Origin of the sequence: Myxococcus sp. XM-1-1-1 (assembly GCF_020037095.1) — a bacterium.
Classification (GTDB): Bacteria; Myxococcota; Myxococcia; order Myxococcales; family Myxococcaceae; genus Myxococcus; species Myxococcus fulvus.
Window position 1 is genome coordinate 400,352 of record NZ_JAIQDH010000001.1, and the last position, 20,509, is coordinate 420,860.

18 protein-coding genes are annotated in these 20,509 nt (G+C 71.9%); 8 read left to right on the plus strand and 10 right to left on the minus strand.

Annotated elements, in window-relative coordinates; all coding sequences use genetic code 11:
• Positions 1 to 52 precede the first annotated feature (52 nt).
• Positions 53 to 2,131: an MXAN_5187 family protein gene (locus tag K8640_RS01590; RefSeq protein WP_223745464.1), complete on the plus strand. Its 2,079-nt coding sequence runs from the start codon at positions 53 to 55 to the stop codon at positions 2,129 to 2,131.
• Positions 2,132 to 2,390: 259 nt separating this feature from the next.
• Here K8640_RS01590 and K8640_RS01595 read toward each other — a convergent pair whose 3' ends face one another.
• From K8640_RS01595 to K8640_RS01615, 5 genes are all read right to left on the minus strand, one after another.
• Entirely contained in the window at positions 2,391 to 4,064 is a 1,674-nt protein-coding gene (locus K8640_RS01595; RefSeq protein WP_223745465.1) for an ATP-binding protein, read from the minus strand.
• A gap of 277 nt (positions 4,065 to 4,341) precedes the next feature.
• The gene (locus tag K8640_RS01600; protein WP_223745466.1) at positions 4,342 to 5,712 is read right to left on the minus strand and encodes a peptide ABC transporter substrate-binding protein; all 1,371 of its coding nucleotides are present in this window, start codon (positions 5,710 to 5,712) and stop codon (positions 4,342 to 4,344) included.
• The gene (locus K8640_RS01605; RefSeq protein WP_255652612.1) at positions 5,709 to 7,097 is read right to left on the minus strand and encodes a VCBS repeat-containing protein; all 1,389 of its coding nucleotides are present in this window, start codon (positions 7,095 to 7,097) and stop codon (positions 5,709 to 5,711) included. Before K8640_RS01605 ends, K8640_RS01600 begins: the two co-directional genes overlap by 4 nt.
• Positions 7,098 to 7,213: 116 nt before the next feature.
• Entirely contained in the window at positions 7,214 to 9,838 is a 2,625-nt protein-coding gene (locus K8640_RS01610) for a penicillin-binding protein 1A (RefSeq protein ID WP_223745468.1), read from the minus strand.
• Between the two features lie 95 nt (positions 9,839 to 9,933).
• Positions 9,934 to 10,989 (minus strand): tetratricopeptide repeat protein, encoded by a 1,056-nt coding sequence (locus tag K8640_RS01615; protein WP_223745469.1) that lies wholly within the window; start codon positions 10,987 to 10,989, stop codon positions 9,934 to 9,936.
• A 196-nt stretch (positions 10,990 to 11,185) separates the two neighbouring features.
• On the opposite strand from K8640_RS01615, the gene xth reads away from it, so the two are divergent.
• From xth to K8640_RS01635, 4 genes are all read left to right on the plus strand, one after another.
• A complete protein-coding gene (gene xth / locus K8640_RS01620; RefSeq protein ID WP_223745470.1) occupies positions 11,186 to 11,956 on the plus strand; it encodes an exodeoxyribonuclease III in 771 nt (256 codons plus the stop codon).
• Positions 11,957 to 11,976: 20 nt separating this feature from the next.
• The gene (locus K8640_RS01625; RefSeq protein ID WP_141325605.1) at positions 11,977 to 12,828 is read left to right on the plus strand and encodes an alpha/beta hydrolase; all 852 of its coding nucleotides are present in this window, start codon (positions 11,977 to 11,979) and stop codon (positions 12,826 to 12,828) included.
• Between the two features lie 36 nt (positions 12,829 to 12,864).
• On the plus strand, positions 12,865 to 14,037 hold the full coding sequence (locus K8640_RS01630) for a threonine synthase (protein ID WP_223745471.1): 1,173 nt from the start codon (positions 12,865 to 12,867) through the stop codon (positions 14,035 to 14,037).
• 273 nt (positions 14,038 to 14,310) lie between these two features.
• Complete coding sequence (locus K8640_RS01635) at positions 14,311 to 15,168, plus strand: alpha/beta hydrolase (protein ID WP_223745857.1); 858 nt, start codon at positions 14,311 to 14,313, stop codon at positions 15,166 to 15,168.
• Positions 15,169 to 15,171: 3 nt separating this feature from the next.
• On the opposite strand, the gene K8640_RS01640 is transcribed toward K8640_RS01635, so the two are convergent.
• Complete coding sequence (locus K8640_RS01640; RefSeq protein ID WP_223745472.1) at positions 15,172 to 15,606, minus strand: hypothetical protein; 435 nt, start codon at positions 15,604 to 15,606, stop codon at positions 15,172 to 15,174.
• On the opposite strand from K8640_RS01640, the gene K8640_RS01645 reads away from it, so the two are divergent.
• Both K8640_RS01645 and K8640_RS01650 read left to right on the plus strand, forming a co-directional pair.
• Positions 15,605 to 15,799 carry a hypothetical protein gene (locus K8640_RS01645; RefSeq protein ID WP_223745473.1) on the plus strand — a complete coding sequence of 65 codons (195 nt, stop codon included), beginning with the start codon at positions 15,605 to 15,607 and terminating at the stop codon, positions 15,797 to 15,799. The genes K8640_RS01640 and K8640_RS01645 overlap by 2 nt on opposite strands.
• A 208-nt stretch (positions 15,800 to 16,007) precedes the next feature.
• Positions 16,008 to 16,478, plus strand: a complete 471-nt coding sequence (locus tag K8640_RS01650) for a hypothetical protein (RefSeq protein WP_223745474.1) — start codon at positions 16,008 to 16,010, stop codon at positions 16,476 to 16,478.
• A 165-nt stretch (positions 16,479 to 16,643) separates the two neighbouring features.
• On the opposite strand, the gene K8640_RS43040 is transcribed toward K8640_RS01650, so the two are convergent.
• The 3 genes from K8640_RS43040 to K8640_RS01665 all read right to left on the minus strand — a co-directional run bounded on the left by K8640_RS43040 (position 16,644) and on the right by K8640_RS01665 (position 18,057).
• The gene (locus K8640_RS43040; RefSeq protein ID WP_267700114.1) at positions 16,644 to 16,775 is read right to left on the minus strand and encodes a CstA-like transporter-associated (seleno)protein; all 132 of its coding nucleotides are present in this window, start codon (positions 16,773 to 16,775) and stop codon (positions 16,644 to 16,646) included.
• Position 16,776: 1 nt separating this feature from the next.
• On the minus strand, positions 16,777 to 16,959 hold the full coding sequence (locus K8640_RS01660) for a hypothetical protein (protein ID WP_223745475.1): 183 nt from the start codon (positions 16,957 to 16,959) through the stop codon (positions 16,777 to 16,779).
• A 645-nt stretch (positions 16,960 to 17,604) separates the two neighbouring features.
• Complete coding sequence (locus tag K8640_RS01665) at positions 17,605 to 18,057, minus strand: nuclear transport factor 2 family protein (protein WP_194869192.1); 453 nt, start codon at positions 18,055 to 18,057, stop codon at positions 17,605 to 17,607.
• A gap of 310 nt (positions 18,058 to 18,367) precedes the next feature.
• Here K8640_RS01665 and K8640_RS01670 point away from each other — a divergent pair, with 310 nt between their 5' ends.
• Complete coding sequence (locus K8640_RS01670) at positions 18,368 to 19,969, plus strand: GMC oxidoreductase (protein ID WP_223745476.1); 1,602 nt, start codon at positions 18,368 to 18,370, stop codon at positions 19,967 to 19,969.
• 9 nt (positions 19,970 to 19,978) lie between these two features.
• Here K8640_RS01670 and K8640_RS01675 read toward each other — a convergent pair whose 3' ends face one another.
• Entirely contained in the window at positions 19,979 to 20,494 is a 516-nt protein-coding gene (locus tag K8640_RS01675; RefSeq protein WP_141325585.1) for an OmpA family protein, read from the minus strand.
• Between the last annotated feature and the right edge of the window lie 15 nt (positions 20,495 to 20,509).

Consider the following 20,509-nt stretch of genomic DNA (forward strand, 5'->3'; position numbering starts at 1 on the left):
GAATGGTGAACGCTATAAGCGGAACCCTTCACCCATGGGCTAAAGGACGGCGATGGTCCGCCTCAAGTTCCTCCTCTTCGCGTTCCTGGTCATCGGACTGGGGCTTGCTCATCTCCCGATGTTGTCGGGACCGCTTCGCGCGCGCGCGGTGGAAGGAGCCACGGCTCAGTCCGCCTCGGGCGTGACGGAGGTGGCGCGCCGCGTGGATGCGCGTCGCGCGGAGGTCCAGGCGCTGGCGCTGAAGCTGGCCGCCACGCCGGACGTGGCGAGCGCGGTGCACGCGCTGCAGCCGCCCAAGCCCGCCACGCCCGCGCGTCCCCAGTACGGCGCCTCTTCTCGCGACAAGGACAAGGAGGACGACAAGGCCGGCTTGCAGCCGCTGACCGCCGAGCGCTTCTCCGCCGTCCGCACCGCCGCCGAGGCCGTGCTGCCCAAGGATCTCAAGGGCGCGGTGGTGGCGCTGGCCGCTCCGGACGCGGCGTTCCACGCCGTTGTCGGCGGGGAGCCCTCCTCCGACAGCGCGAAGCTGGATGTCGCGGCGCTGGTGAAGGCGGGCACCACGGTGGTGGACGCGCTGGGGACGACCCACGTGTTCGCCGCGGTGCCGGTGTTGTGGGGCGGGGACTTCGGCGTGCAGCCGGCGGTGACGCTGGTGGTGGGCGCGCCGCTGTTCGACGAGGGCGCGCTGGAGGCCGCGGTGCAGGCCTCGGGCGTCACGGCGCTCGGTCTGGTGAAGGGTGATTCGGTGACGGCTTTCGGGCCGGACAAGCTCCTGGCGGAGGGCTCGCTCGCGCAGGTGGCCGCGAACACGAACGGCGTGGTGGTGCGCCGTGGGGCCGTGAAGAGCCTGGGGCCCGTCGCGCTGCCGATGCTCACGGACGGCGACGTCATGGGCGGTCAGGCGCCGCTGGCGGTGGCCTCTCGCCGCACGCTGGAGGGGACCTCGGTGGAGGTGTTCTCCGTGGCCGGGACGCAGGCGGTGCTGGGCGCGCTGGCGGACTATCAGCAGAGCGCGCTCTTCGCCCTGGCGGGCCTGCTGGTGCTGACGCTGGTGTGGGCGGCGATGATGGGCGGCGCTCGGGCCTCGGGTGACGAGGTCCAGGGCTCTTCCGACACGCTGAGCCTGTCGGCCGCGATGGCTGCGAGCGCTCCGGCGGCCATGCCCGCCGCGCATTCCACGCCGCCCCCGCCGCAGCCGGTGGCCGCGGCTCCGACGCCGGGACCGTTGCCGGACCCGTTCGCGTCCTCGCCGCTGCCTCCCGTGCCGACGCCGGGGCCGCTGCCCGACCCGTTCGCCTCCGCGCCGCCTCCTCCCGCGGCCCAGCCGTTCGGGGCGGATCCGTTCGCCCATGCGGCGCCGGCGCCCGCGGCGGCTCAGCCGTTCGGGGCGGACCCGTTCGCGCTGCCGCCTCCTCCCTCGGCGCCCGCGCCGATGGCGGACCCGTTCGCGCTGCCGCCTCCCTCGGCGGCTCCGTCCAGCCCGTTCGGTGGGGCGGACCCGTTCGCCCAGGCGGAGCCGTTCCCGTTCCCGGCGCCTCCTGCCTCGACGCCGCCTCCTCCGGCGGTGCCGCCCGCGACGCCGTTCGGCTCCGCGTCGTCCATGCCGTTCGAGCCGGAGCCCAATGGGGAGTCGCTGTCGCCGGCGTCGCCGCGTCGGGGGGCGTTCGCCTTCGAGGACCAGCCCACGGCGGCGTACTCGCTGCAGCAGGCGGCCAACCCGTTCGCGCTGGCGGCGGCGCAGTCTCCGGAGAACCCGGAGACGACGCGCGTCGCGGCGATTCCTCGCGAGCTGCTCCAGGCGAGCGCGCGTCCTCCCGACGCTCCGATTCCGTTGCCGGCGCGGGGTGGGGCGGCTCCCGCGGCGATTCCGCTGCCGGGCGCGGGGCCCTCGGGCAACTCCGCGGTGGCGCTCTCCGAGGAGCAGCACTTCCAGGAGGTCTTCCGCGAGTTCGTCACCACGCGCGAGCGCTGTGGCGAGCCGGCCGACGGCCTGACGTACGACAAGTTCGTGCAGAAGCTGCGCAAGAACAAGGAGCAGCTCGTCCAGAAGTACGCGTGCAAGACGGTGCGCTTCCAGGTCTACGTGAAGGAGGGCAAGGCCGCCCTCAAGGCCACGCCCGTCAAGGACTGAGCGCGGCGCTCACCGTGAGGTGACAGTCGGAGCCCGAGGCGCGGGTTGCCTCGGGCTTCGTACGTTTCCGGGGCCGCGGCACGCGGCGGCTCGTGTCCGGTGCGTTGGGCTCCAGGCACGTCCGCGCGTTTCGTATCGATTCGAGGCAGAAGGCTCGCCGCCCCTTGTTCCACACATGCAGTGCGTCGCGAGGGCCACGCCTGCGCGAGGCCTCGTGTCCCCTGGCCCGCGCGCTGGGCGGTGGCTCGAGGCGCCTGGCCTACCGGGCGCTGACGGTCCCGATGCTCTCGGCGCGGGGGAGCACGACGCTGAAGCGCGCGCCCTGACCCGGCTCTCCGCCGACCTCGAGCTTGCCGCCGTGCTCCTGGAGGATGCGCGCCGCGATGGCGAGCCCGAGCCCGGTGCCTCCATCTTTCGTGGTGAAGTACGGCTCGAAGATGCGGGCCCGGTGTTCGAGGGGAATGCCCGGCCCGCTGTCCTCGACCTCGATGAGCGCGTCGGTGTCCGTGCCCTTCACGCGCACGCGCAGGTTGCCGCCCTTGCCGGCCATGGCCTCCTCGGCGTTCTTCACCAGGTTGACCAGCACCTGCGTCAGCATGTCCCGGTCCACCCGCGCCACCACGCCCGTCTGCAGGGCGGGAAGAATCTGGATGCCCTCGGGCGGCGTGGCGTAGAGCGCGAGCACGCTCTGCGCCAGCTCGGACAGGTCCACCGGCGCGAGCTGCGGCTTGGGCATCCGCGCGAACCGGCTGAACTCGTCGACGATGCGACGCAGCCGGTCCACCTCCTCCAGCACCACGCCCGCGCTCTCCTTGAAGAGCTCCGGGAAGCGCGGATGACGTGCCTCCTGCGCGGCGAGCAACGTCTCCAGCGACATTCGGATGGGCGTGAGCGGGTTCTTGATTTCATGCGCGAGCCGCCGCGCCACCTCCTGCCACGCGGCGATGCGCTCGCTGGCCACCAGTCGCTCCGTGGTGGCCTTCAGCTCGGACGTCATGTGGTTGAACGTCCGGACCAGCTCGCCCACCTCGCCCGTGGCATCCGCCGTCACCTGGACGTCCAGCGCACCCTCGGCCACGCGGCGGGCGCCCTCCGTGAGTGCCTCCACGGGCCTCGTCATCCACCGGGACACCAGCAGTCCCAGGAGCACCGCGAACGCACCGCCCAGGCCCGCGAGCAGGACGAACGCGCGCATGACGCCTTCCTCGGCCTCGCGCGCTGCGGCGCGACTGAAGACCAGCCGCACCGTGGCCGTGTCCCCCAACGGCAGCTCCCGAGCCACGGTGGGTGGCAGCGCGGTGCCGGCGCGCGCCAGCTCGTTCTCTCCCGAGACCAGCGTGACCTGGGCCTGCGTCAGTCGCGCCAGGTGCTGCGCCAGGCTGTCATCGAGCAGCACGCCGCCCACGGCCCACAGGCGCAGGTCTCCGTAGTCGATGGGCCGCGCGGTGACGAGCGCGGGCATCTGCCGCAGCCCCGACGACGTGCGCACCTCCACGCGGACGGGGACGGGCTTGGGGGACGACTCGCGGGTGACGGCGAAGAGGACGGGGTCCGGGTCTCCGCGCCGCGCGGGCAGGTGGCCCGAGGAGAGCACCGTGCCTCCTCGGTCGAAGAGCGCGAGCACCGTCAGGCCGCGCGTCTTCATCAGCGCTTCCGCCGTGCCGGCCTGGATGGCGCGGGTGGGGCGCTCGCGCGCCTCGCGGGCGAGGTCCTCCATGGCGGGGCTCTCGACCAGCTCCTCCACCGCGCGGCGGGCCGTCGCGGCCGAGCGCTCCAGCGACTCCTTCGCGCTGAGGGTGGCCGCCTCCATGCGGGCATCCAGCTCGCGCGAGAGCGTGTCACGCAGGCGCGACAGCGTGGGGAGGACGACCACCGCGAGAGGAACCAACGCGAGCAGCGCGAAGGCGAGCGCCAGCCGGGTCCTCAGTCTCAAGAGTGGCTCCTCCAAGCGTGTGGCTCATCCACGCCACTCGGGCATCGCGACATGTGCATGGATGCCGTCCTATCGCGGAGCCCTCCGTGGGCAGCAGGACCGCCCCCATGCACGTCCGCGGAGCTCGGTTGCCGCGCACCTTCGCAATGTGGAGGTCGTGCCGAGCGCACCGATGGCCTCTCTGCGCGACGCGCTCGGTGGACTGGGGCAATGCGCCACCGCATGGCGGCTGCGCCGGCTCGCCGCTCACCCGCGCGGAGAGCCCATCGCGTCACGCTCACGGGCGCCCTCCCACCGCGGCGCCCTCTGCGGGCAGCAGGAACGCGCCGTCGAGCGTCGGCAGGCCCTGCGTGTCCATCACCAGCCCGCCGACCTCCGGCATGGCGCGCACGCCCAGACCCTGTGCATACAGCGGCAGCAGGGGCAGCGTCGCGGCCAGCGCCAACGCACGCTCACGGGCCCTCGCGTCGCGCGCCGCCATGTCCGTCAGGGCGCCGATGGCGGGCAGCTCCACGCCGAGCAAGTCCTTGCGCCCACCCGCGTCCAGCACCACGGCCAGCGCGGGCCCCGGCGCGGGCGGCAGCATCAGCGCATGCAGCATCAGCTCGAAGTCGCCCTTGGCCCACCGCGCTCGCAGGGCCGCTCGAGACAAGGGCTCCAGGGCCACGGTGTAGCCCCGCTCATGCAGCTTCACCTGGATGCGCTCGGCCACCGCGCGCTGGTCCTCGAGCGCCGTGTCGTAGATGAGCGTCACCTTGCGAGACGGGCCCGAGGGAGGCGCCGTGGGCCGCGAGCGAGGACCTTGCGGCATCAGCGCGGGAGGCAGCAGGTGCGGCATGGGCACAGCGGGTCCATGCACGAACAGCCGCGTGAGGTCCTCGCGGTCGATGGAGCTCTCCACCGCCTGGCGGAAGTCGGCGGGGAGCCGACGGGGCGAGAACGCCAGGTACGTCGCGTACAGCATCGCGCCCGACACGGTGTCGGACTCGGACGAGACGCCCAGCTCCACCTGGACCTGTCGCGAGGACCACAGGCGGGCCAGCCCCCGCTCATCGGTGGCCGTGAGCAGCAGCCGGTCCAGGTACGGCCTCCCACGAGGCCAACGGGTCTGCGCATCGAGCGCGCCGCGCCCCGCCGACGAGAACGGCCCCGCCGGAGTCCCAGACACGGGCGCGGCCAGCGCCGGATGGCACAGCGCGCGCTCCATGTCGGGCCAGGGGAACGACAGCGCCAGCTCCAGCGTGGCGCCGCTCGCGTTGACCTGTCGCCCCTCGCCCCGCAGCGGGTAGAGCAGCGCACGGTACGGCGAGGCGCCCTCCGTGCTGGACAGCCGCATCCACGCGCGGGCCAGCGCTCCGGCCGTGGCGGCGTTGGGCAGCGTCAGGCGCGAGACCTGAGGCGTGGGACGCGACATCTCCTGGGCGAGCGCGGGATGGGCCTCGCCCTCCGGCGTCACCGTGCACACGGGGCGCGACAGCAGGCCCAGCAACGTGGCCTCCAGCGGCGTGTCCGCGAGCGACGGCTCCCCGACCTCGGGCGGCCCCGCGTGGGCCATGCGCACCTCTCCGCCATAGCGCGTCCGCCCCGCCGCGAGCGAGGGCGAGGCGCCAAGGAGGACCAGACTGGCGAGCGCGAGACGCGGCGTCATGGGGCACCCTGGCGAAGGAGGAACAGCTCAGCGGTGCCATCCGGCTTCAACAGGCCCACCACCACCTCCCGACGCGCATCGCCGTCCAGGTTGGCCGTCACCACGTACAGCGCGCGCCCTGGAGGCAGCGCCCCCTGCCACAGCGGCTCATGCACGGTGGGGTCGGCGCCATTGAGCGCGTGCACCCGCAGCGCATCCGGTGAGGGCTGCAACAAGGGCGACGTGGTGAGCAGCTCCGGAGTGCCGTCTCCATCCAGGTCCCCCAGCGCGCTGCCCGCTCCCAGTCCGCTCAACCGCGTGGGCGCTGTCCCCGCGCGCGAATAGAGCGAGCCCGTGCCATCCGGGTGCACGAACAACATCCTCGGGGACGCGAAGCCGGCGGTGGTGAAGGGCGCGGAGAGCGTCACGGGCTTGCCGTCCGCCAGCCTCACCTCGGCCTGGAACGCCGTCTGTCCGGGGACGAAGCTCCCGCGCTCGGCGGGGCCCAGCGGGGCACTGTCCAAGGTCCCCACGGGCCGCAGCGTCCCGCGCCCCTTGTCGAGCACGAGCAACTCACCCTGCGACCGCCGGGTGCTCCAGGCGGCGAGGCGGGGCGGCCCCGGAAGCACCGCCAGCGCGCCGAAGGGCTCTCGCGTGGGCGCATTCGAGAAGGGCAGGCCGTCCAGCTCGCGTCGAGCCAACAGGCGTCCGTCCGCGTCGAAGACGGAGACCTCCGCCTCCGTCAGCACCGCGATTTCATCCCGCCCGTCACCATCCAGGTCGCCCGCGGCGAGCGCGGCGATGGGCTGCTCCAGTCGCGCCAGCACGGCGCCCAACAACCGCACACTCCGAACCCCCGCGGTGGGAGGCGTGGTCGCGGGAGCGCCCACCGAGGCCAGCGCGAGCACCTCCGCGTCCGCGTCCACCGACTCGACGAGCGCGCCCGAGGGCTTCGCCGGACGCGTCGGCACGCGGCCCGACCAGAAGTTCACCCACGTGCCCAGCGCATCGCCACGAGCCCGCAGGGCGCCAGCCTCCACATCCAGCGTCAGCCGCACCAGTGTGCGGGCACCCTGGGCCCGGGCCACGGACTCCGCGGCCTCGGCGCTCGGCGCATCCACCAGGACGGGGGCGAGGTTCGCCGAGGCGAGCCGTGAAGTGAGCACACTGCCCACCGCCCGCCGCAGCTCCGCCGAGCTTCCCGACAGGTACAGGCCCACGGGGGCCTCGGCGGGGAGCTTCCGCACGGCGGTGGCCAGCTCACCCGCGAGCCGCTGAACAGCGGATGTGCCCTCCGCGGAGGAAGACGCCGCGCCCGCCGCCACGAAGGACAGCGCGGGCCAGGCGCCCACGGCGGTAGCGACCCCACCAGCAGATGCAGAGGCTGCTCCCTCGAACACCGACATGGCAGCGGGAGCCTCGGGCGGCAGCCTTCGCACGGCGGGGGCCAGCTCACCAACCGAGGCCGGAGCCGCGCCCGCCGCCAGCGAGGCCAGCAGCGGCGCGAGGACGAGAGTTCGGCTCACAGACCCTTCCTGCCGTCGTCGAGGAAGAACTCATCCGTCGTCACCTGTCCGGGCGGCGGCGCCTCGGCGGTGGGCTGCGTCCCCTCGAGGAACGGCTCCAGTCGCCCCGGCACGGACGAGCCGGCCAGCAGCCCCGTCGCGGGGTCGATGCGAACCTGGAGCACTCCAGGAGGCACCTCGAACTCGCGCGCGGGAAGTCCCTCGTGCGCCACGCGCATGAACTGCAACCAGATGGGCAGCGCGGCGCGACCACCCGTCTCACTGCCACCCAAGGGCGAGTTGTCGTCGAAGCCCACCCATGCGCTGGCCACCCAGTCCGCCGTGTAGCCGGAGAACCACGTGTCCTTGCTCTCCTGCGTGGTGCCCGTCTTGCCCGCGGCCGGACGGTTGAGCTCGCGCACCGCCTTGGCCGTGCCTTCCTCCACCACGCTGCGCATCAACGACGTGGTGAGGTACGCGACGGCCGGCGGCAGCGTCTCCTCGAACGCGGGCTGGTGGTCCTCCAGCAGCTTGCCGCGCGAGTCCCGCACGCGCAGCAGCATGAGCGGCTCGGCCAGCTTCCCGTTGGCCTGGAGCGTGGCGTACGCGTTCACCGCCTCCAGCATCGTCACCTCGCCCGTGCCCAGCGCCAGCGTGAGGTTCTCCGGCATCGCGGAGCGGATGCCCGCCCGGCGCGCGAAGTCGATGACGGTGGGCGGGGTGAGCGCCTCGATGAGCCGCACCGACACCGTGTTCTTCGACTTCGTGAGCGCCTGGCGCAGCGTCATCGGCCCCTCGAACTGGCGGTCATAGTTCTGCGGCCTCCACGCCTTGCCCGTGTACGGGTCGCGGATGGTCTCGGGGGCGTCGTTGACCTTGGAGAGCGGCGTGTAGCGTCCGCTCGCGAGCGCGGCGGCGTACAGGAACGGCTTGAAGGACGAGCCTGGCTGACGTCGGGCCTGCGTGGCGCGGTTGAACGACGAGCGCTCCGCGTCATACCCACCCACCAGCGCGACGACGTTGCGGTTGTCGGGGCGGATGACCACGAGGCCGCCCTGCACCACGGGCACCTGGTCCAGCGTCGCCTCCACGAAGGCTGGCGCGGGCGGGGCCTTCAGCACGCGCACGAAGACCAGCTGCCCCTTCTCGAACACGTCGCCAATCTTCTTCGGCGCGCCCTTGCCCTTCTGCCGCGCCCAGCTCACGCCCGGGAAGGCCACCTCCGCGGTGCGGCCCACCAGGTCCACGCGCGCTACGTTGCGCTTCTCGTCCAGCTCCGTCACGTAGCCCGTCAACCGCAGCCCTTCCTCCAGCGGCTTCAGGCGCACCGCGCGCACCAGCAGCTCCTCCTCGGACGGAGGCGCCTCGTCCTCGGGCGTCAGCTCCGGCCGCTGCTCCTCCGCGCCGTCCACGTCCGCCTCCGCGGTGGCCACCTCCTTGGGGGGCTCTCCCGGCGCGATGACGCGCGCCAGGGGCTCCAGGTCCGCGACATAGCCCTGGTCCTTCTGCCGACGTCCGGCCTCCTCGATGCGGGTGAGCACCATGGCCCGAAGCCGCGTCCACTGCGCGTCCTCCAGCGTGCCCTTGGGACCGCGGTAGCCCTGGCGACGGTCCACCGCCTCCAGGCCCTCGCGCACCGCCTGCTCGGCGGCGACCTGGAGCCTGGGCACCATGGCGATGTCCACCCGCAGGCCCCCCTGCATCACCGCGTGCTCGCCGTAGCGCTCGATGAGCGTGCGGCGAATCTCCTCCGCGTAGTACGGGCCCACGGCCTGCTCCGGACGCGGCGCCAGGACGATGGGCTTCTCCAGCTCCTCGTCCACCACCTTGCGCGGCACGAAGCCCTGCGCGGCCATCTGCCCCAGCACATAGCGCTGGCGCGACTTCGCCCGCGTCATGTTCGTCACCGGGTTGATGCGGTGGGGAATCTGCACCGTGCCCGCCAGCACCGCCGCCTCGCCCACGCTCAAATCCTTGGCGCGCTTGCCAAAATAATAGAGCGCGGCCTCCTCCACGCCGTAGCGGCGCTGCCCGTAGTAGGACTGGTTGATGTAGAGGCTGAGGATCTGGTCCTTGGTGAGCGCCTCCTCGACGCGCGGGGTGAGGATCCACTCGCGAATCTTGCGCGACAGCTTGCGCTCGGGGGACAGCAGCAGGTTCTTCACCACCTGCTGGGTGATGGTGGACGCGCCGGACTTGCGGCTGCCGGGGATGAGGTTCTTGATGGCCGCGCGGAGGATGCCGAACGGGTCCAGGCCCACGTGCTTGTAGAAGTCCGCGTCCTCGGCGGCGAGGAATGCGTCGCGCACGTGCGGAGGCAGGTCCTGTACGCGCACCACGGTGCGCTTCTCGTAGGCATACTCGGCGCACACCTTGCCGTCCGCGCACGTCACCTTGGTGACCTGCGGCAGCTCGTACGTGCGCAGCGCGTCCACCGAGGGCAAATCCCGGCTGTAGTAGACGTACGCGCCCACGCACACGAGCAGGACCAGGACGAGCCCCACCACGCCGGTGATGAAGAGCCGCTTCGTCCACTTCCAGAGGCGCGCCCCCAGCCCGGGGCGGGGCGGTTCGGGCGCGGTCGGCGGCGTGGAGGGCTGCGGGGCTTCGGGCGGAGTGGGCATCACAGGGGCCAGGGTCATGTGCTTCTCGACGGGGGCTGCACGTTAGACCGATGGGCCGGCGGCGGGAACCGGCCCGACGCCCGCCTGGAGGTCGGTCTCCAGGCGGGGAGGCACTAATGCGGCTCGGGCAGGGGTGAAAGGGCTTCCGGCGTCCGGGTGTCGCTCGGGGCCAGGTCCGCCCGGGCGACGCGGCTCATCCGGTCCGCGTTGACGCGCGCCTGGACGTAGCGGGGCGACAGTCGGGTGGCCTGGGCATAGGCGCCCCGGGCCTCCTCCTTGCGGCCCAGCCGCTCCCAGGCCACGCCCAGGTTGTTGTGCACGTACGCGACGTGGGGCAGCAGCTCCGCCGCCCGCGCGAGCACCTCCGCGGCCTTCGCGTCCTCTCCCGCGCGCAGGTAGGCGAAGCCCAGGTTGTTGAGCGCGTAGCCGTGCTCCGGCTCCAGGTGCACCGCCTGCTGGAAGCGGAGGATGGCGGGGGACAGCTCGCCCGAGGCCAGGTGGGCCCGGCCGAGCGCCTGGTAGCCCTCCGCGTCCTCCGGCGCGCGCACCACCGCCTCCTCGCCCACGCGCACCGCCTCCGCGTGGCGCCCCAGGGACACCAGCAGGCGGGCCTGCTGGATGAGCGCGCCGGCCTCCTCGGGCATCAGGCTCCCCAGCCGCGCGTAGGCCGCGAGCGCCAGCTCCGACTGTCCCTGCAGCCGCGCCAGCCGGGCCGCCGTCATCAGCGCCTCCGTGTCGGACGGCTCATCGTTCAGGGCGCGGCGCACCTCGGTGAGCGCGCCGGACACATCCCCCAGCTCCCTGAGCGCGCGGGCGCGGCCCAGGTGGTCCACGCGGCGGGTGTGCTCGTGCGGCAGGGCCAGGGCGTCCTCGACCGCCACGCGCGGCGCGGGCGTGGACGGGAGCTCCTCGGCGGCCGGGAGGGTGGCCGGGATGGGCAGGGGCGCCTCGGCGAACGCCGGCGCGAGGTCCACGGGGATGACCGCATCGCGGGTGCGCGCGTGCTCGGCCAGGGCCAGCCAGGGGCGCAGCGTGGCGGGCAGGGGGACGTCGGTCCACGCGGCCAGGCCCAGGGCGGCGAGGCAGGAAGGCACCAGCGCCTTCTTGAGCGTGGGCGGCAGGGTGAAACCCAGGGTGCGGCGGGAGGTCTTCTTCGTCCTCGGGCTCATGGCGACCTCGACTCCAGGCGGGGCGTCCGGGAAGGGCGCTCCGGGAGGACACCTGTGGGCGTCCTCCCACCCGGAGTCATTGCGATGCGCGTGCCAGGGCCCTTGCCCCGGAGCATGGGACGGGGTGTGGCCGCGTAGCCGCACGAGGAGGGGAAAAGCGTGGCGGGGGCGTGGGTGCCGTGCGACGGTGCCCGCGATGAAAATCGCGACCTGGAACGTGAACTCGGTACGGGCCCGGCAGGAGCGCCTGCTCGAGTGGCTGAAGAGCGCGCAGCCGGACGTGGTGTGCTTGCAGGAGCTCAAGTGCACCGAGGCGGACTTCCCGCTGGAGGCGGTGCGCGACGCCGGCTACCACGCGGCCCTCCACGGGCAGAAGACCTACAACGGCGTGGCCATCCTGGCGAAGGAGGAGCCGCGGGACGTGGTGAAGGGGCTGTCGGACGGCGTGGACGACACGCACGCGCGCCTCATCGCCGCGACGGTGAAGGGCGTCCGCGTGGTGAGCGCGTACGCGCCCAACGGGCAGTCGGTGGACTCGCCCCAGTACGAGTACAAGCTCGAGTGGTATGGCCGGCTGCGCCGCTACCTGGACACGCGCCACAAGCCGGACGAGCCGCTGGTGCTCGGCGGTGACTGGAACGTCGCGCCCGAGGACATCGACACCTACGACCCGAAGCTGTGGGAAGGACAGACGCTCTTCACGCTCAAGGAGCGCGACGCGCTCCAGCGCCTGCGCGCCTTCGGCCTGACGGACGCGTACCGCAAGCTGCACCCCGACACGCAGCGCTTCTCGTGGTGGGACTACCGCAACCTTGGCTTCCCGAAGAACCTGGGCCTGCGCATCGACCACCTCTACGTGTCGGCGCCGCTGGTGCCCCGGCTGACGGGGGCGGACACGGACCGCGACGCGCGCAAGGGAAAGCAGCCCTCGGACCACGCGCCGGTGTGGCTGGAACTCCAGGATTGAAGCGGGTGGGGGACATCATGATGACGCGACGATGGATGGCGTATGTGGGGCTGAGCCTGTTCCTGGCGGGTTGCTCCGTGCGGCGGATGCCACCCGTCGCGCCGGAGCCGGTGCCGCCGCATGAGCTGTACCTCCTGTCCTCCTCGGTGCTGAAGGAGGAGCGGCGCATCACCGTCTACCTGCCGCCCGGCTACGAGACGGCGAAGGACGCTCGCTTCCCGGTGCTGTACATGCCCGACGGTGGGCTCCAGGAGGACTTCCCGCACGTCGCCTCCGCGGTGGACGCCGCCATCCGCGCGGGGGAGATGCGGCCGCTCATCGTCGTGGGCATCGAGAACACGGTGCGCAGGCGCGACATGACGGGGCCCACCGAGCTCGCGAGTGACCGGGAGCTCATCCCTGTCTCGGGTGGCTCGGCGGCGTTCCGCGCGTTCATCCGCGACGAGCTGCTCCCCGACATCTCCCGGCGCTATCGGGTGACCGAGGAGCGGGCCATCATCGGCGAGTCGGCCGCGGGCCTGTTCATCATGGAGACCTTCTTCCTCCAGCCCGAGCTGTTCGACACGTACCTGGCGCTGAGTCCGAGCCTCTGGTGGAACGGCGAGGCGCTGGTGAAGCAGGCCGGGACGTTCTTCGCGCAGCACCCGTCGCTGCGCGCGCGGCTGTATGTCTCCTCCGCGAACGAGACGGAGGACATCGTCCCGGCGGTGGCGCGGCTGAACGACATCCTCCAGGCGAGCGCACCCGCCGGGCTGACGTGGGAGGTGGAGCCCCGACCGGACCTGCGTCACGACAACATCTACCGCTCCACCGCGCCCGCCCTGCTGCGCAAGTGGCTGCCCCCGGTGAACACGGCCGGGGACGCACGGTAGGCCACGGGCCTGGGTTCGCCGTAGAGTCGGAGGGCCATGTCCGTCCTCCGACTCGACTGTACGAAGTGCGACCGGACGTATGCGCCGGGCGCCGTGCTGAACCTGTGCACCACCTGCGACGCGCCGCTGTTCGCGCGCTATGACCTGGAGCGCGCGGCGAAGACGCTGCGCCGCGAGGCCCTGGCGACGCGGGAGCGCTCCATGTGGCGCTACCACGAGGTGCTGCCCGTGGCGGACCCCGCTCAGCGACTCAGCCTGGGCGAGGGCTGGACGCCGCTGCTTGCGACGCCCCGGCTGTCGGCGCGGCTGGGGATGAAGCAGGTCTGGGTGAAGGACGAGAGCGGCAACCCCACCGGCTCGTTCAAGGCGCGCGGCCTGTCGGCGGCGGTGTCGATGGCGAAGGTGCTGGGAGCGAAGGCGGTGTGTCTGCCCTCGGCGGGCAACGCGGGGAGTGCGCTGGCGGCGTACGCGGCGCGCGGTGGCCTGGAGGCGCATGTCTTCGTGCCTCGCGACATCGCGAGCCTCTTCCTCCTGGAGACGCGGGCCTATGGCGCGCACGTCGAGACGGTGGACGGGCTCATCACGGACGCGGGGAAGGTGTGCGCGGGGCTGGCTCGCGAGCATGGGTGGTACGAGTGCGCCACGTTGAAGGAGCCCTACCGCGTGGAGGGCAAGAAGACGATGGGCTACGAGGTCGCGGAGCAGCTCGGCTGGACGCTGCCCGACGTCATCCTGTACCCGACGGGCGGCGGCACCGGGCTCATCGGCATGTGGAAGGCGTTCGAGGAGATGGAGGCGATGGGCCTCATCGACTCGAAGCGGCCGAGGATGGTGGCGGTGCAGGCGGAGGGCTGCGCGCCCATCGTGAAGGCCCACGAGGAGGGCAGGCCCGATGCGCCGATGTGGCAGGGCGCGACGACGCATGCGCACGGCCTTCGCGTACCCAAGGCCCTGGGCGACTTCCTCATCCTGCGCGCGGTGAAGGAGAGCGGGGGGACGGCGGTCTCCGTCACGGAGGCCGAAATCGTCCAGGGGACGAAGGACCTGGCCTCGGCCGAGGGGCTCTTCGCGGCGCCGGAGGGCGGCGCCTGCGTGGCCGCGCTGCGCAAGCTCCATGCGTCCGGGCAGGTGACTCCCGAGGAGTCCGTGGTGGTCTTCAACACGGGCACGGGATTCAAGTACGTGGAGAACATGGCGCCGCTCTGGTGAAGGGCGTGGCAAGGCGCGGCGCGCCATGCGCGTGGGTGTCCTCCCTGGCGCAAGGACCGCTCGGGCCCGCGCTCCCGGAGGGCGCATGCTGGGGCTCGCGGTGGCTCACCGGCCCGCGGATGAGAGACGAAGTGTTCGTGGAGCCCGTGGGCTCCTGTGTTGGATGGGAAGCATCGCCCGCTGTGTTCGCTGCCCCTGACCGAGGACCTGCTGATGACGCGTTCGAGGAACCCCTCCGCCCGGAGTCGGAACCGCGAAGGAGGCGCCGTGAAGATGCCGACGAGGAGGTCTCAGGTCCGCTCGCCGCGAGAGCCCTCGCTGCGTTGGCTCGTGGTGGTGATGTGCCTGGGGCTCGTGGCTTGTGTGGCGCCCCGGAGCGTGGCGCCAGCGGGTGAGGCCACGGCGACGGGGCCCATCGCCCACGTGTCCACGGATGGGCGGGTGCGCTCGCGTCCGGGCCCGGTGTCGGACGTGTCCGCGGCGGTCGGGGAGCAACCGCTGGGGCTGGGAGGCGCGCGTGACGGGCTCGTGTACGTGCCTCGCACCTATCGTCCGGAGCAGCCCGCGCCGCTGATGCTGTTGCTGCACGGCGCGAAGGGGAACGCGCGGCAGATGCTGCAGGCGCTGGCGCCCGTCGCGGAGTCGGAGGGATTCCTGCTGGTGATTCCGGAGTCGCGCGGCGTGACGTGGGACCACAAGCTGGCCACGGGCGGCGCGGACCTGGACTTCATCGACATGGCGCTCGCGCGGGTCTTCTCCCGCTACGCGGTGGCGCCCGAGCATGTCAGCGTCTCCGGGTTCTCGGATGGCGCGTCCTATGCGTTGTCGCTGGGCATCCTGAACGGTGACGTGTTCTCCCGCATCGTGGCCTTCGCGCCGGGCTTCGTGGACGCGGCGGAGCCTCGCGGTGTGCCGCGCGTGTTCATCGCCCACGGCGACGCCGACCAGGCCATCCCCGTGGAGGAGGGGCGCCGCATCGGCGCGGAGCTGCGCTCGGCGGGCTTCGACGTGCGGTTCCACGAGTTCACCGGAGGCCACTCGATTCCGGCCGACGTCGCACAGGCCGCCGCGCGGTGGCTTCGTGAACCGAACCCACCGGCGGACAGCCCCGCGTCAGGCGCGGTGCCGTAAGCCTCAGCGCCAGGGGAGCCGGTCGAGGATGCCGTCCTTGACGCGCTCGAGCGGCTCCGTGACGGTGTCCCAGACCTTCTTCCCGGCGTCCTTCACGCCGTCGACCACCGCGTCCTTGACCTCGTTCCACTTGCCCGTGGCCTTGGAGAAGTCCCAGTTCGGGTCTCCCTTGCCCGCGCGCATCTGCTTCACCGCCTCGTCGAGATACGCGGTGTGGTCCTTGCCGCTCTCTCCGATGAAGGGGCGCTTGCCGTCGAAGTAGCCCTGCTTGTACGCGTCCTGGATGAGCTCGCCCTGCTGCTCGGGGTTGAGGTCCGCCCACTTCTTGCCGGAGTCGATGCCCTTCTCCCAGTCGTAGCCCTGGCCCGCGCCCTGCGCGACCAGCGCCTTGGCCGCGTAGTCCGCGCTATAGCGGCTCACCTCCCGTCGAGAGCCCATGACGACACCCCCTCCCGAGTCGCTCCCGTTCCCGGACAGCCTCTGCCATCGCTGCGCCGCGCCACCGCGCTACGTCCAGTCACGGACCTCGGTGTTCATCATGTGCCCGCTGTTGCCGGGGAAGTACCCGCCGCAGCCGGTGCGGGCTTGCGCGCTCTTCCGCCCCGCGGCGCTGGCGGGTGTGAAGGATTGAACTGGAGCGAGGGCAGGAGAGGGAACGTGCCCTCGTCGCGAGGAGCAGGCGGCAAGACAGGGTGATTGCGAGGTGCGCTGGCCGTCCCCAACTGAGGCGCGCAGTGCAGTCACTGAGGGGGAGAGACTGGATGGTCGCCAAGAAGAGCTCGCGCGCTACGTCGCGCACCCGTGGGATGCCCAAGAAGCGGATGGTTTCTCGTACGCGCATGTCGAAGCCTCGACGTGCCACCACCACGCCCCGGCGTCGCGTGGCGTCCGGGGCGCGTGCCTCGACGAGCAGCCGGTACACCCGGCCCGCGCTGAGGGAGCGCCTCAAGAAGCGCCTCATGGCGGGGACGCGAGGCGGGCGCGCGGGACAGTGGAGTGCGCGCAAGGCCCAGCTGCTGGCCGCAGAATACGTGAAGGCCGGCGGTGGATATCGCGGACGGAAGGCCACGAGCCAGAAGTCGCTCACGACGTGGACGCGCGAGGCCTGGCAGACGAGCACCGGTGGCACGCGTGCGCGCCGCGGCGCGACGACGGCGCGCTATCTGCCGAAGAAGGCGTGGTCACGGCTCAGCGCGCGTCAGAAGCAGGCCACGGAGCGCCGCAAGCGCACGGCCTCGCGGAGAGGTCGGCAGTACGTGGCGAACACGCCCGCCGCGCGTCGTGCTCGCAAGACGGCGACGCGGCGGTAGGCGTACCGGCTCCCCGTCGCGCTCGCGTTGTGGCGGCGCGGCGGTGAGGGACTACGTCACCCGCCGTGCTCGCACCTCACGGCGGGTGACCCGCTCGGGCTCCCTGGGACAGGGGCGCCCGGTGGCGCGCCGCCATTCGCTCGTCGAAGAACTCCTCGTAGGTCATCATGGGGCGCTTGGATGATGCGCACGCAGGTGCGGCGCATACGCCTCGGAGTCCGGCACCCCAATCATCAGCCGAGCCACCCGGACGGCCTGCCGCCAGCCACGTCGCGGCACCTCCACCCAGGTCGTCATCTCAGGGCCCCTCCACCGCCGTCACGGGGACGTAGGGCGTCTCGTTCGCCGTGGGTGTCGCCGAGCGCCGGGCCGCGAGCGCGGAGCGCTCCCCGAACGCCACCGTCGCCAGCAGCAACATGAAGGAGACGGTGAGCCCGGCATCCAGGTCGTCGTTGGAGATGCTCCGCCGTATCTCCTCCATCCCTCGAAGGGTACGCCGTCACTTCCTCGTAGTGGCGCGCCTTGAGCAGCCGGCTCACCAGCTCGCTGGCGCAGACGACGGCCTTCTTCGCCTCCGACCTGGAGCGCCGCCGCGCGCAGGGCCTGCATGCCGCTGGAGCAGATGCCATGCAGTGACGCCACCTCACACGCGGGGCCACCCAGCGCGCGGCGCACCTGGCTGGCGAAGCCCGGCAGTACCCGGTCGCCCTGGGGGACGCCGTGACGAGCAGGTCCATCTCTCCCAGGGTGATGGGCGAGCGCGACAGCGCATCCTGGACGGCGTTCGCCGCGAGGTCCCAGTTGCACAGCACGGTGCGCTGCTCGCGGTCGAGGGCGTAGTGGCGCTGGGTGATGCCGTTCTGGACGAGGACACGGGCGCGGGCCCGGGAGGGCTTGCCCCGGACCTTGCCGAGGTCGTCCTCCATCTGGTCGTGGGGATGGGCTCGCCCGGGAGGAACTTCCCCAGGCTGGTGATGAAGACGTCGTGGGCCATGCGCCGACCGTAGGCCGTCCGCCCGAGCCACTTCCCCGGGAGGGAAATGACCCGCGGGAATCTTTCGCGCCCCTCTTGTGGTGAGCCATCCCGGCAAACACAAACTTCGCGCGCCCAGCCGCAGGCGGGGGGCTACCGCTTCTGGACGTGGACGACCTTGTTGATGATCTTCCAGCCCCCGTCCGTCTTGATGACGGTGAGGTAGTCCGTCATGAAGGCGCCCGGGTAGTCGAGCTCGACCTTGGCCACGCCCACGTCGCCGGTGACGTCCAGGCTGACCAGCCGGCGCTTGCGCTTCGCTTCGTCGTCGGCGGGCTTCCCGCTGACGCCGGCCAGGTACTCGGCGGCCGTCCTGCGCACGAGCACGCCGTCCCGGTTGAGGAACATCTTCATCTCGTCGTGCATCGCCTCGCGGAAGGGGGCCACCTGGCCCGTCGCGTGACCCTCCAGATACAGCTCCACCGCGCGCCGGGCGCCCACCACGTCCTGCGTGCTCGCGGGGGTTCCACGCGCGCTCCCGGAAGCGAGCACGCCTCCCACGAGGACCGCGCCCACCGCGACTGCGCTTCTGAAGTGCTGCTTCATGGCTTTGTGCCTCCAAGGTCCTCGGTACGTCGGTGCTCTTGGTAGCGCGCCCCTGGAGGGCCGTGTGACGTCCTCTTCGGACGGTGGCGGGAGTCGCCGAGCGGCCCAGGGCGTCGGTGAGTGGCACGGCCGTGACGCGGGCCTGGGCAGGAGAGCGTCCCGGAAAACCCGCTTCGTGGCGCCGGCCCGGAGGACGAGCGGGCGCCACGGCGGCGGCAGCGTGCTTCGCGAGTCGCGGTTCCCCAGCGTGTTTCGCATAGAGTGCCCTCGGCGAGTGCCGATGCCGGGGAATGCGAAGGACGGGAGACGCATGGACTGCGACTGGCTCATCATCGGCTCGGGCTTCGGCGGCAGCGTCAGCGCGCTGCGGTTGACCGAGAAGGGCTACCGCGTGGTGATGCTGGAGAAGGGGCGGCGGCTGGCTCCCTCCGACTTCCCGAAGACGAACTGGAACCTGAAGCGCTGGATGTGGATGCCCCAGCTCGGCTGGCGGGGCCTGTTCCAGATGAGCTTCTTCCGCCACGTCACGGTGCTGTCCGGCGTGGGCGTGGGAGGCGGCTCGCTCGTCTACGCCAACACGCTCCCCATCCCGAAGGACGACTTCTTCCAGGCCTCCTCGTGGGGACACCTGGCCTCCTGGAAGGACGAACTGACGCCGCACTACGCCACCGCGCGCAAGATGCTCGGCGCGACCACCAACCCGCGCGGCACCGTGGCGGACCGGGTGCTCGAACAGGTGGGCCAGGAGCTGGGCCGCCCGGGCTTCGAGCCGTCCACCGTCGCCGTGTACTTCGGTGAGCCGGGCGTCACGGTGAAGGACCCGTACTTCGGCGGAGAGGGCCCCGAGCGCACCGGCTGCACGTCCTGCGGCGGGTGCATGCTCGGCTGTCGCCACGGCGCGAAGAACACGCTGGACCGCAACTACCTCTACCTCGCGGAGAAGCGCGGCCTGACGCTGCACGCGGACACGGAGGCCACGTGGGTGCGGCCCCTGCCGGACGGTGGCTACGAGGTGGAGGCGAAGAAGGGCGCCGGCCTCTTCGGACGCGAGACCCTGCGCCTCACCGCGAAGAACGTCATCTTCGCTGGAGGCGTGCTGGGCTCGCTGTCGCTGCTGCTGCGGCTCAAGGAGCACAAGGACGGACTGCCCCGGCTGTCGGACCGGCTGGGCGACGGCGTGCGCACCAACTCCGAGGCGCTCATCGGCATCGTGAGCGGTCGCCCGGAGCACGACTTGTCGAAGGGCATCGCCATCGGCTCCATCCTGCACACCGACGAGCGCTCGCACCTGGAGCCCGTGCGCTTCTCGGAGGGCTCCGGCTTCTTCCGCCTGCTGATGGCGCCGCAGGTGCCCGGCAAGTCGATGCTGGGTCGGATGGCGCGGCTGGTGGGCCTGCTCGCGCGCCACCCGCTGCGCTTCCTCAAGGCGTGGTTCGTCCCGGACTTCGCCAAGCGCACGCTGATCCTGCTCTACATGCGCACGCTGGAGGGGCACCTGCGCATGCGGCGCGGTCGGCTGCTGAAGAACGGGCTGTCCACCGGGCTGCAGTCCGGCCCCGCGCCCACGTCCAACATGCCCGAGGCGTTCGACCTGGCGCGCCGCGTGGCGGACAAGCTGGACGGCTATCCGATGACGATGGTGAGCGAGACGGTGCTGGGCATCCCGACGACCGCGCACATCCTCGGCGGCTGCTGCATGGGAGACTCGGCGGCGACGGGCGTCATCGACCATCGCCACCGGCTCTTCGGCTACGAGGGACTGTACGTGGTGGACGGCTCGGCCATCTCCGCCAACCCGGGCGTCAATCCCTCGCTGACCATCACCGCGCTGGCCGAGCGAGCCATGACCTTCATCCCCCACGCGCGGACCGGGGAAGACGAAGCGCCGCGACCCGCCCGGCTGTCGTCCTGAGTCCGTGCGCTACAGGCGGACCTGGAGCTCGTAGCGGCGGTTCTTCGCCTTCTTCGCCTCGGTGTTGTCCGGCTTCACCAGGGGACGGTCGGAGCCGAGGCCCACGGCGACGATTTCACCGCGGGGGATGCCCCGGGCGACCAGCTCCTTGACGATGACCTCCGCGCGCTGCTCGCTGAGCTTCTTGTTCTTCGCCGCGTCGCCCGTCGAGTCGGTGTGACCGGAGACCTCGAACTTGTAGCTCTTCACCCCGCCGGCGGTGAGCTGCTTCTTGGCGTCGATGAGGGCGTTGGTCAGCTTCTTGAGCTTGTCCTCGCAGCCGGCGGCCAGCTCCGCGGTGCCCGTCTTGAAGCTGCACTGGTTCTTCTGGCCCTCCTCGAGGAGCTTGGCGTTGACGCGCTTCTCGACGGTGGACTTGCCCGCGTCACCCGCGGCCTTCTTGAGGTTGTCGAAGGGGCTCTGCGCGGCGGCCACACCCGGGAGGGCCAACAGCGACACGGCGATGCACAACGCCTTGAGCTTCATACGGTGAGACTCCTT

Coding starts and splice junctions, on each gene's coding strand:
- K8640_RS01590 (WP_223745464.1), top strand. CDS start 53: ATGGTCCGCCTCAAGTTCCTCCTCTTCGCGTTCCTGGTCATCGGACTG.
- K8640_RS01600 (WP_223745466.1), bottom strand. CDS start 5,712: ATGACGCCGCGTCTCGCGCTCGCCAGTCTGGTCCTCCTTGGCGCCTCG.
- K8640_RS01605 (WP_255652612.1), bottom strand. CDS start 7,097: ATGTCGGTGTTCGAGGGAGCAGCCTCTGCATCTGCTGGTGGGGTCGCT.
- K8640_RS01610 (WP_223745468.1), bottom strand. CDS start 9,838: ATGACCCTGGCCCCTGTGATGCCCACTCCGCCCGAAGCCCCGCAGCCC.
- K8640_RS01615 (WP_223745469.1), bottom strand. CDS start 10,989: ATGAGCCCGAGGACGAAGAAGACCTCCCGCCGCACCCTGGGTTTCACC.
- xth (WP_223745470.1), top strand. CDS start 11,186: ATGAAAATCGCGACCTGGAACGTGAACTCGGTACGGGCCCGGCAGGAG.
- K8640_RS01625 (WP_141325605.1), top strand. CDS start 11,977: ATGACGCGACGATGGATGGCGTATGTGGGGCTGAGCCTGTTCCTGGCG.
- K8640_RS01630 (WP_223745471.1), top strand. CDS start 12,865: ATGTCCGTCCTCCGACTCGACTGTACGAAGTGCGACCGGACGTATGCG.
- K8640_RS01635 (WP_223745857.1), top strand. CDS start 14,311: ATGCCGACGAGGAGGTCTCAGGTCCGCTCGCCGCGAGAGCCCTCGCTG.
- K8640_RS01645 (WP_223745473.1), top strand. CDS start 15,605: ATGACGACACCCCCTCCCGAGTCGCTCCCGTTCCCGGACAGCCTCTGC.
- K8640_RS01640 (WP_223745472.1), bottom strand. CDS start 15,606: ATGGGCTCTCGACGGGAGGTGAGCCGCTATAGCGCGGACTACGCGGCC.
- K8640_RS01650 (WP_223745474.1), top strand. CDS start 16,008: ATGTCGAAGCCTCGACGTGCCACCACCACGCCCCGGCGTCGCGTGGCG.
- K8640_RS43040 (WP_267700114.1), bottom strand. CDS start 16,775: ATGACGACCTGGGTGGAGGTGCCGCGACGTGGCTGGCGGCAGGCCGTC.
- K8640_RS01660 (WP_223745475.1), bottom strand. CDS start 16,959: ATGGAGGAGATACGGCGGAGCATCTCCAACGACGACCTGGATGCCGGG.
- K8640_RS01665 (WP_194869192.1), bottom strand. CDS start 18,057: ATGAAGCAGCACTTCAGAAGCGCAGTCGCGGTGGGCGCGGTCCTCGTG.
- K8640_RS01670 (WP_223745476.1), top strand. CDS start 18,368: ATGGACTGCGACTGGCTCATCATCGGCTCGGGCTTCGGCGGCAGCGTC.
- K8640_RS01675 (WP_141325585.1), bottom strand. CDS start 20,494: ATGAAGCTCAAGGCGTTGTGCATCGCCGTGTCGCTGTTGGCCCTCCCG.